The organism is Salinisphaera sp. (genome assembly GCF_035690525.1).
GTDB lineage: Bacteria > Pseudomonadota > Gammaproteobacteria > Nevskiales > Salinisphaeraceae > Salinisphaera.
Genome location: NZ_DASSKM010000132.1, coordinates 1 through 8,919 on the forward strand (window position 1 = coordinate 1; position 8,919 = coordinate 8,919).

Genomic DNA, 8,919 nt, shown 5'->3' on the forward strand with positions numbered 1-8,919 from the left:
CTCAACCAAAGGATGAAACCATCGAATACGATCGCTCGGCCAACTTCGCGGTACCGCGCCAAATCCGTTCTTGATTCACGGACACCGGCACATCGGCGTGTCCGGCGCCCGCGGTTTGTACAATACAACATGCTAATATCAACCTGATGTTCTTTCGATCCGGCAGGTGGGCTTGATGGCTCGCTCATCAATTCAATGAGTACAACCCGCTCGTCTCGCAGCGATTTCAATCTGACCGATCGACTCGTATCCGATATCTTTTCGGGTCGTTATCAGCCGGGCGATTTCATTCCCAAGGAAATGCAGATCTGCGAGCAGTTCGGCCTCAGCCGGACGGTGGTGCGCCGCCATCTCGCCCAACTGGTCGACGGCGGTATCATCGAGCGTATTTCGGGACATGGCTCGCGCGTTCGCGAATATTCCGAATGGCGCATTCTCGATCCGGTGGTGACCGAATGGATGACGCGTTTCGCGGCCCCCAACGAGGAAATTCAGCGCGAGGTGCTGTCCTTTCGCTTGAGCGTGGAACCGCACGTTGCCCGGCTGGCGGCGGAACAAGCCGCCGCACGCGACCTGGTCGCGATCGAGGAGGCGTTCGACGGCATGGCCCGCGACATGCAGAACGGCGGTTCGCAGGAGCGGCGCCGTCTGCACAGTGAGTCGGACGTGGCTTTTCATGTCGCCATCTTCCGAGCCACCCACAACATTGTCTGGGCCCAGCTGTCGCATATCCTGCGCCCGTCGATTCATCTGCTGGTCTACGAGTCCAACGTAAGCGCGGACGATCCGGAAGACAGCCTGGAGCGCCACCGGCGCTTGATGGAAGCCATCCGCATGCGTCAGCCGGACGTCGCTTTCAAGGCCGCGTACGCGGTGCTCGAAGGCACCAGCCGAGCGCTCGGCCTTGCGCATACGCCGATCGACGCCCAGGCCGAAATCGCCTCTCGCGGCGTCGGGCCGATGCCTACCCCCTGACCCGCTTCTCCCGCGGCTTGATTCACCGGCCGCGTTCTTCGCATTCCTCTCGCATCCGCGGCGTATAGCGCTGCGACTTGCCGTCGTGTACGACTAAAGCCGGGTATTCAGGTTTATGTTGACCATTTAGAAATATTGTTGAACCCGGCGTGACGTGTGTCGTTCAAAGCAGGCCGGGTTCGCTCGATAACGATAAACGACGGAGGAGAACATGATGTCGTCAGCAAGACTGCGAACGAAATGGCGATGGCCTTTAATCATGGTGTCGAGTGCCGCGCTGCTGTTATCGGCGGGCTGCGACTCGGACGACGACGTCGCCAATATTGGCGATAACGATGATTCAAACAACCAACCGACCACCCCGGTCTACCTCAACCCCGACTATTCGTTCGCCGAGCGCGGGGCCGCTCTCACGGCGGAACTGACGCCCGAAGAGCGGGTTTCCCAGATGATCAGCAGCCGGGCCGCGGCCATTCCGCGCCTGCGTATCCCGGCTTACTCCTGGTGGAACGAGGCGGTGCACGGCGTGGCTCGTGAAGGGCTTCAGGACAACGCGAACCCGGATATCCTGATCAACACCACCTCCTATCCGGTTTCGTTGTCGCTGGGCTCGACCTGGAACCCTGATCTGATGTATCGCGAAGCGAGCATGATCGGCAACGAGATGCGCGAAGTAGTACGCAACAACAAGCTCGATCTGAATATTTACTCGCCGACGGTCAATCTCGGCCGCGATCCACGCTGGGGGCGCAACGACGAAACCTTCAGCGAGGACCCGTTGCTGACCGCCGTCATGGGGGCAGCGTACGTCAACGGCATCGAAGGCAAGAACAGGAACGGGGAGCTGAGCGAGGCTTCGGGCGGCTATCTCAAGACATCGGCCACCATCAAGCACTTCGCCGCCAACAACAGCGAGTTCAATCGCCTGGACGGGTCGTCCAATATCAGTGAAGCCGAACTGCGCGATTACTACACCGCCCAGTTCCACGGCATTATCGACCGCGCCCAGCCGTCGTCGATCATGAGTTCGTACAACGAAGTGAACGGCGTCCCGGCCCCTGCCGACGTTAAACTGATCGACAAGTTGGCCCGCAAGACCTACGGCTTCAAGGGGTTCTTCACCTCCGACTGCGATGCGATCTATATAATCCAGGCCGGCCACCACTGGCAGCCGGACGGCTACGATCATCCGCTGGACAAGTTCGAACGCGCCGCCTTCGCGAATGCCGCGGGCGAAGACCTCGAGTGCCAGCAGGGCTACCACGACGACTACAACTACGCGAACTCCCTGCTGCCCGCGATCGACAAATCGATCAAGACCGGCGTCGATACCTTCAACCAGAACGATATCGACGTATCGGTCGCCCGCCTGATGACGGTCCGCATGGCGCTCGGCGAATTCGACCCGATAAGCGAGGTGCCCTGGATCGGCCAGGCACGGGATGCGTTGAACGGCAAGGTCTGGATCAATTCCAATGCCAACAACGCGATCACCGAAACGCCTGAACGTCTGGCCATGGCCCGCAAGGTCGCCACCCAGAGCCTGGTGCTGCTGAAAAACGAGCCCGTGGGCTCGTCCGGGCGCACACTGCTGCCGCTTCAGGTTCCGAAATCCGGCGCTTACTCGCTGGCCGTGATCGGGCCATTCGCCAACCCCGACGAGATGTTCCTCGGCGGTTATTCCAGCATTCAGAAAAGCGCCGGTGAAGCCAACGAGATCAACGGTTGCAACGGGCTGCGCGCCGCCGTCAAGGCGATCAACGGCAACGCGACGGTAGACTGCTACCCAGGCGTGACCGGCGACGACTTCAACACCGTGGATTCCGCTTCGGTGGCCGCGGCATCGACGCATGACGCGGTCGTGCTCTATGTCGGCACCAGCGACAAGACCGCCGCCGAAGCGGCCGACCGGCCGAACTTGGCGTTGCCGGGCGCCCAGCCGGATCTGATCCAGCAGGTCGCCGCACGCAATCCAAATACGGTCGTGTATATCGAAAGCATCGGTCCGGTAAACGTATCCACCATTCGCGACGAAGTACCGGCCCTGGTCTGGAGCTCGTACAACGGCATGCGCAAGGGTGCGGCGCTGGCCGACGTGCTGCTTGGCGACGTCAATCCGAGCGGTCATCTGCCCTTCACTTGGTATCGGGACGAATCCCAGCTGCCACCGATCGGCGACTACACCCTCGCCCCGCACGACAACGAGCCCGGCCGGACGTACCAATATTTCGAGGGCGAACCGAGCTATCCCTTCGGCTATGGCCTGAGCTATACGCAGTTCGAATATTCGAATGTGGCCGCGCAACGGGTCGATAACGACGGCATCCCCACCATCCGCGTGACCGGCACCGTAAAGAACACGGGCAGCCGCGACGGTGCGGACGTGGTCCAGGTGTATGCCGTACCGCCAAACGCCGGAACCGGCAATATCGCGCAACAGCGACTGGTCGGTTTCCAGCGGGTCGCTATCGGTGCCGGCGACACGGCGGACGTACGTATCGACTTCCCGGTCGACCGGCTGGCCCGCTACGACGCGGACGAAGGACACGAAACCGTCGCCACCGGCACGTATACCCTGCGCTTCGCGTCGTCGAGCAGCATGAATGCCGCCCATCAGCAGCAGGCCACGGTGAATATCAGCTCGACGCCCGAGCCACGGCTGGAGCACGTGACCGTACAACTGCAAGCCGCCGGCGATGCCGCCAACAACGATGTCGTGCGCCGGCTGATCTTCGCGCCCGATACCGTCGTGGCGCCGAAGGTGACGCTCGCCATGAGCAATCAGGCGCTGTATGGCTACATTGAGCCGGGCCAGAGCAAGCCGCTGCCGGACGGGGCCACCGTGTCCTACAGCAGCAATCGCGGCGACGTGCTGGCGACCGACGGCGATTCGGTACGCACCGTAGGTACCGGCGTGGCCACGCTGACCACGACCGTGAAATACGGCGCTCAGAAAGTGAGCGACAAGTCCGTCGTGGTCGTCAAGTAGACCGCGCGCGAAGAGCCGACCGGCCTTTCGCCGGTCGGCTTTTTTCAGCGCGGCCGGCCGGCCGCGCTGATCTTCTTACACACTTGCGACCAACGGCGAATAGCATGGTCGATAAATTTCACTTACTTTATGTTCAACATTTAATTTAAATCATTGACCATTAGGTCCGTGTTTCTATCGGGATTGTCTCGGACTGCCACGCGCTGTACACGACGCCGTCGACGATTTTCGTGACCGGACTCATCCGCGGTGTCCGCTGCCGCGAACCCGAAGATATGAGCTGCGACTGGCACCTGCGGGACCTTGTCGATTCGATACAACTAAAGTCCATGTTGAACAGGTATTTTCTAACATTGGACATTTAGAGAACTTTTAGAGGAGCGTTCATGAGCGACGACGACAAGTCGAAACGCCGGTCACAGGCCTGGTTCGGCGGCCATGACCGCGACGGCTTCCTGCACCGGAGCTGGATGAAGAACAGCGGCCTGCCGGACGACGCATTCGACGGGCGCCCGGTGATCGGCATATGCAACACGTTCTCCGAGTTCACGCCTTGCAACGCGCATTTTCGCGGCCTGGTCGAACACATCAAGCGCGGCGTGCTGGATGCCGGCGGAACGCCGCTGGAGTTCCCGGTGTTTTCCTGCGGCGAGACGCTGCTGCGCCCGACCGCGATGCTGTTCCGCAACCTGGCGGCGATGGATACGGAAGAAGCGATCCGCGCCAACCCGATGGACGGCGTGGTGCTGATGTGCGGCTGCGACAAAACGACGCCGTCGCTGATGATGGGCGCGGCGAGTTGCGATCTGCCCACGCTGGTCGTCTCCGGCGGGCCGATGCTCAGCGGTCGTTTCAAGGGCCAACAACTCGGCTCGGGTACCGATGTCTGGAAGTTTTCCGAGGACGTGCGCGCCGGCAAGATGAGTCTCGACGACTTTCTCGCCGCCGAGGCCGGCATGCATCGCTCGGCCGGCCACTGCATGACCATGGGCACGGCCTCGACCATGGCTTCGATGGCCGAATCGCTCGGCATGGCCCTGCCCGGCAACGCGGCCTTTCCCGCGGTCGACGCGCACCGCAACCGGCTCGGCCGCATGTCGGGCCGTCGTATCGTCGACATGGTCCAGGAAGACCTAAAGCCATCCAAAGTGCTCACCCGCAAGGCGTTCGAGAACGCGATCCGCGTCAACGGCGCGATCGGCGGCTCGACCAACGCGGTGATCCATCTGCTGGCGCTGGCGCGCCGGGTCGGCGTGGACATGAACCTGGCCGACTGGGACAAGCTCGGCCACGATGTGCCCTGCCTGGTCGATCTGATGCCGTCGGGCCGCTTCCTGATGGAGGATTTCTGCTACGCGGGCGGGTTGCCGGCGCTGATGAAACAGATCGAGGATCTGTTGCATACCGACGCGCTGACCGTGAACGGCCACACCGTCGGCGAAAATCTGGCCGGCGTCGAATGCTTCGATCATGAAGTGATCCGCAAGCGCGACAACCCGATCAACGAACGCGGCGGCATCGCGGTGCTCAAGGGCAACCTCGCTCCCGACGGCGCGGTGCTCAAGCCTTCGGCGGCCACCGCCAAACTCATGACCCACCGCGGCCGCGCCGTGGTGTTCGAATCGATCGAAGACTTCAAGGCCCGCGTCGACGATCCCGATCTGGATATCGACGAGACTTGCGTCATGGTGCTCAAGGGCGCCGGCCCCAAGGGTTATCCGGGCATGGCCGAAGTCGGCAACATGCCGCTGCCGACCAAGATTCTGGAAAAAGGCGTGCGCGACATGGTGCGCGTGTCCGATGCCCGCATGTCCGGCACCGCGTTCGGCACGGTCGTGCTGCATGTCTCGCCCGAGTCGGCCGCCGGCGGCCCGCTCGCCCTGGTCGAAAACGGCGACATGATCGAGCTCGACGTCGACGCCCGACGCCTGCATCTGGACGTGGACGAAGCCGAACTCGAACAGCGCCGTCGGCGCTGGCAGGCCCCGCCGCCGGCCATGGACAGCGGCTATCAGAAACTCTACTTCGATCACGTACAGCAGGCCGATCTCGGCGCCGACCTGGACTTCCTCGGCGGCTGCCGCGGCGCGGCCATCCCGCGGGAAAACCATTGACCGGCCGGGCCATGAATCAATCCGCGATCTATCCCAGCCTCGAAGGACGGACGGCGTTGGTCACGGGCGGCGGCAGCGGCATCGGCGCCGAACTGGTGTCCGCCCTCGCGCGCCAGAAGGCGAATGTACATTTCGTCGATATCGACGACCAGGCCAGCAATACATTGGTGGCGCGGCTTCAGGACGAGTCGAACGAACATCGCGTCGCGTTCACCCACTGCGACATCCGCGAGGTCGACGAGCTGCAGGCGACTATTCGCAATATCGAGAACGAGCACGGCGCCATCCGGGTACTAGTGAACAACGCCGCCAGCGACGACCGCCACGACTGGCGGTCGGTCACGCCCGACTACTGGGACGAGCGCATGGCGGTCAACCTGCGCCCGCAGTTCTTCGCGATTCAAGCCGCCGCCCCGGCGATGGCCCAGGCCGGCGGCGGCTCGATCATCAATTTCGGCTCGATCAGTTGGAAGGTCGCCCTCGGCGGCATGCCGGGCTATACCACCGCCAAGGCCGCCATTCACGGCTTGAGCCGCGGCATGGCGCGCGATCTCGGCGAATCCAATATCCGGGTCAACACCATCATTCCGGGCGCGATCATCACCGCGCGCCAGCTCGATAAATGGATCACGCCCGAGGACGAGGCCCGGATCCAGGCGAGCCAGTGCCTAAAGCAACGCCTGCTGCCCGAACACGTCGCGCCGACGGTGCTGTTTCTGGCCGCCGACGACAGCGCGGGCTGTACCGCCCACGAATACTTCATCGACGCCGGCTGGTGCTGACCATGGATCTGCTCGAACTTTCCGACTGCCTGCCCGAAGACATCGATCGCGCCATATTGATCGGCCGCGTCTGGCGTACGGCACCGGTCGACGGCCCGGCGCTGGTGGCCGTACGCGGCGGCGAGATCGTCGATATCAGCGCGCATGCACCGACCATGACCGACCTGCTCGATCGGGACGATCTGCTCGAAATCGCCGCGAAGGCGCCCGGCGAACGGCTCGGCAACGTGCACGACTGGCTGGCCCAGTCTCTAGAAACCGATTCCGGCGAGCGCCTGCTCGCGCCAATCGATCTCGCGGCGGTCAAGGCTTGTGGGGTGACATTCGCGGTCAGCCTGCTGGAACGCGTGATCGAGGAACAGGCCGGCGGCGACCCGGCCAAGGCGGCCGACGTACGCGCCCAGTTGCACGAACTGATCGGCCACGACCTGTCGCAGATCGTGCCCGGCTCCGAAGCCGCCATGGAATTGAAGGCGGCGCTGGTCGAACGCGGCGCCTGGTCGCAGTATCTGGAAGTCGGCATCGGACCGGATGCCGAAGTCTTTTCCAAGTGTCAGCCGATGGCGGCCGTGGGCTTCGGCGCCGATGTCGGCTTGCACCCGGATTCGGCCTGGAACAATCCCGAGCCGGAAATCGTGCTGGCGGTGGATTCGACCGGCCGCACCCGCGGCGCCACCCTCGGCAACGACGTCAACCTGCGCGATCTGGAAGGCCGCAGCGCCCTGCTGCTGTCGAAAGCCAAGGACAACAACGGCTCGGCCGCGCTCGGCCCGTTCATCCGCCTGTTCGACGACCATTTCGATATCGATCACGTCCGCGCCGCTCGCGTGCGCCTCGTGATCGAAGGCGCGGACGACGGCTTCCGGCTCGACGACGCCTCCGACATGCGCGAAATCAGCCGCGATCCGTTGGATCTCGTGTCCCAGGCCAGTGGTACCCATCATCAATACCCGGACGGCTTCGTGCTCTATCTGGGCACGATGTTCTCGCCGACGCTCGATCGCGACGGCCAAGGCCAGGGCTTTACCCATCACATGGGCGATCGCGTGACCATCGCCACGCCGACGCTCGGCGCGCTGGTCAATCGCGTGAACCGTAGCGACGCGATCCCGCCGTGGACGTTCGGCACCCGGCGCCTGCTTGAGCATCTCATGCGCGGCCGCGCATCCAACCATTCCGATCAAAACGCATTTTCGATTCAGGAGCCCCCCATGCCCGAGATCAACGGCCAACACTTCATCGGCGGCGCCCGCGTGGCGGCGGGAACGGCCACGCTGGCCAGCCATTCGGCCGAGGACAACACGCCCTACAAACAGGATTTCTTCGAAGCGACGGCCGACGAAGTCAGTGCGGCCGCCGCCGCGGCGCATGCCGCCTTCGATACCTTCTCGACCCTCGATGCCGAAACCCGCGCTCAATTTCTCGAAGCCTGTGCCGACGAGATCGAAGCCTTGGGCGAAACCGTGATCCACGAAGCCATGCGCGAGACCGCGCTGCCGGAAAAACGCCTGACCGGCGAAGTCGGGCGGACGACGGGCCAACTGCGCCTGTTCGCCAAAGTCCTGCGCCGCGGCGATTATCTGGGCGCACGGATCGACACCGCCACCGACGCCGCCCCGGATATCCGCCAGATCCAGCAGGCGATCGGCCCGGTGGCCGTGTTCGGCGCCTCCAACTTCCCATTCGCTTTTTCGGTCGCCGGCGGCGACACCGCCTCGGCGCTGGCCGCCGGTTGCCCGGTGGTGGTCAAGGCCCATCCGGGGCACATGGTCACCTCCGAAATGGTCGGCACCGCGATCGAGGCCGCGGTCAAGCAAACCGGCATGCCGGCCGGCACCTTCAACCTCATCTTCGGCGACAAGGTCGGCGCCCCATTGGTACAAGAACCGGCCATCAAAGCGGTCGGCTTCACCGGCTCGCAGACCGGCGGCCGGGCCCTGTTCGACCTGGCGGCGGCCCGCGCCGAGCCGATCCCGGTATACGCCGAGATGTCGAGCGTGAACCCGATGTTCATGCTGCCCGAGGCCATCGAAGCCCGCGGCGCCGACATCGCCGAAGG

Annotated in this window: 5 protein-coding genes; all 5 read left to right on the forward strand. The window is 63.6% G+C overall.

Translation table 11 applies throughout. The features are described from left to right. Nucleotides 1-195 precede the first annotated feature (195 nt). A complete protein-coding gene (locus tag VFJ08_RS09930; RefSeq protein ID WP_324997046.1) occupies nt 196-975 on the forward strand; it encodes a FadR/GntR family transcriptional regulator in 780 nt (259 codons plus the stop codon). A 259-nt stretch (nt 976-1,234) separates the two neighbouring features. Next, a complete protein-coding gene (locus VFJ08_RS09935; protein WP_324997047.1) occupies nt 1,235-3,964 on the forward strand; it encodes a glycoside hydrolase family 3 C-terminal domain-containing protein in 2,730 nt (909 codons plus the stop codon). Nucleotides 3,965-4,350: 386 nt separating this feature from the next. Continuing rightward, on the forward strand, nt 4,351-6,078 hold the full coding sequence (gene araD / locus VFJ08_RS09940; protein WP_324997048.1) for an L-arabinonate dehydratase: 1,728 nt from the start codon (nt 4,351-4,353) through the stop codon (nt 6,076-6,078). An 11-nt stretch (nt 6,079-6,089) separates the two neighbouring features. Continuing rightward, nucleotides 6,090-6,860, forward strand: coding sequence for an SDR family oxidoreductase (locus VFJ08_RS09945; RefSeq protein WP_324997049.1), 771 nt, complete (start codon nt 6,090-6,092; stop codon nt 6,858-6,860). A 2-nt stretch (nt 6,861-6,862) separates the two neighbouring features. Continuing rightward, nucleotides 6,863-8,919 (forward strand): aldehyde dehydrogenase family protein (locus VFJ08_RS09950; RefSeq protein ID WP_324997050.1); only part of this gene is annotated, 2,057 nt, incomplete at its 3' end.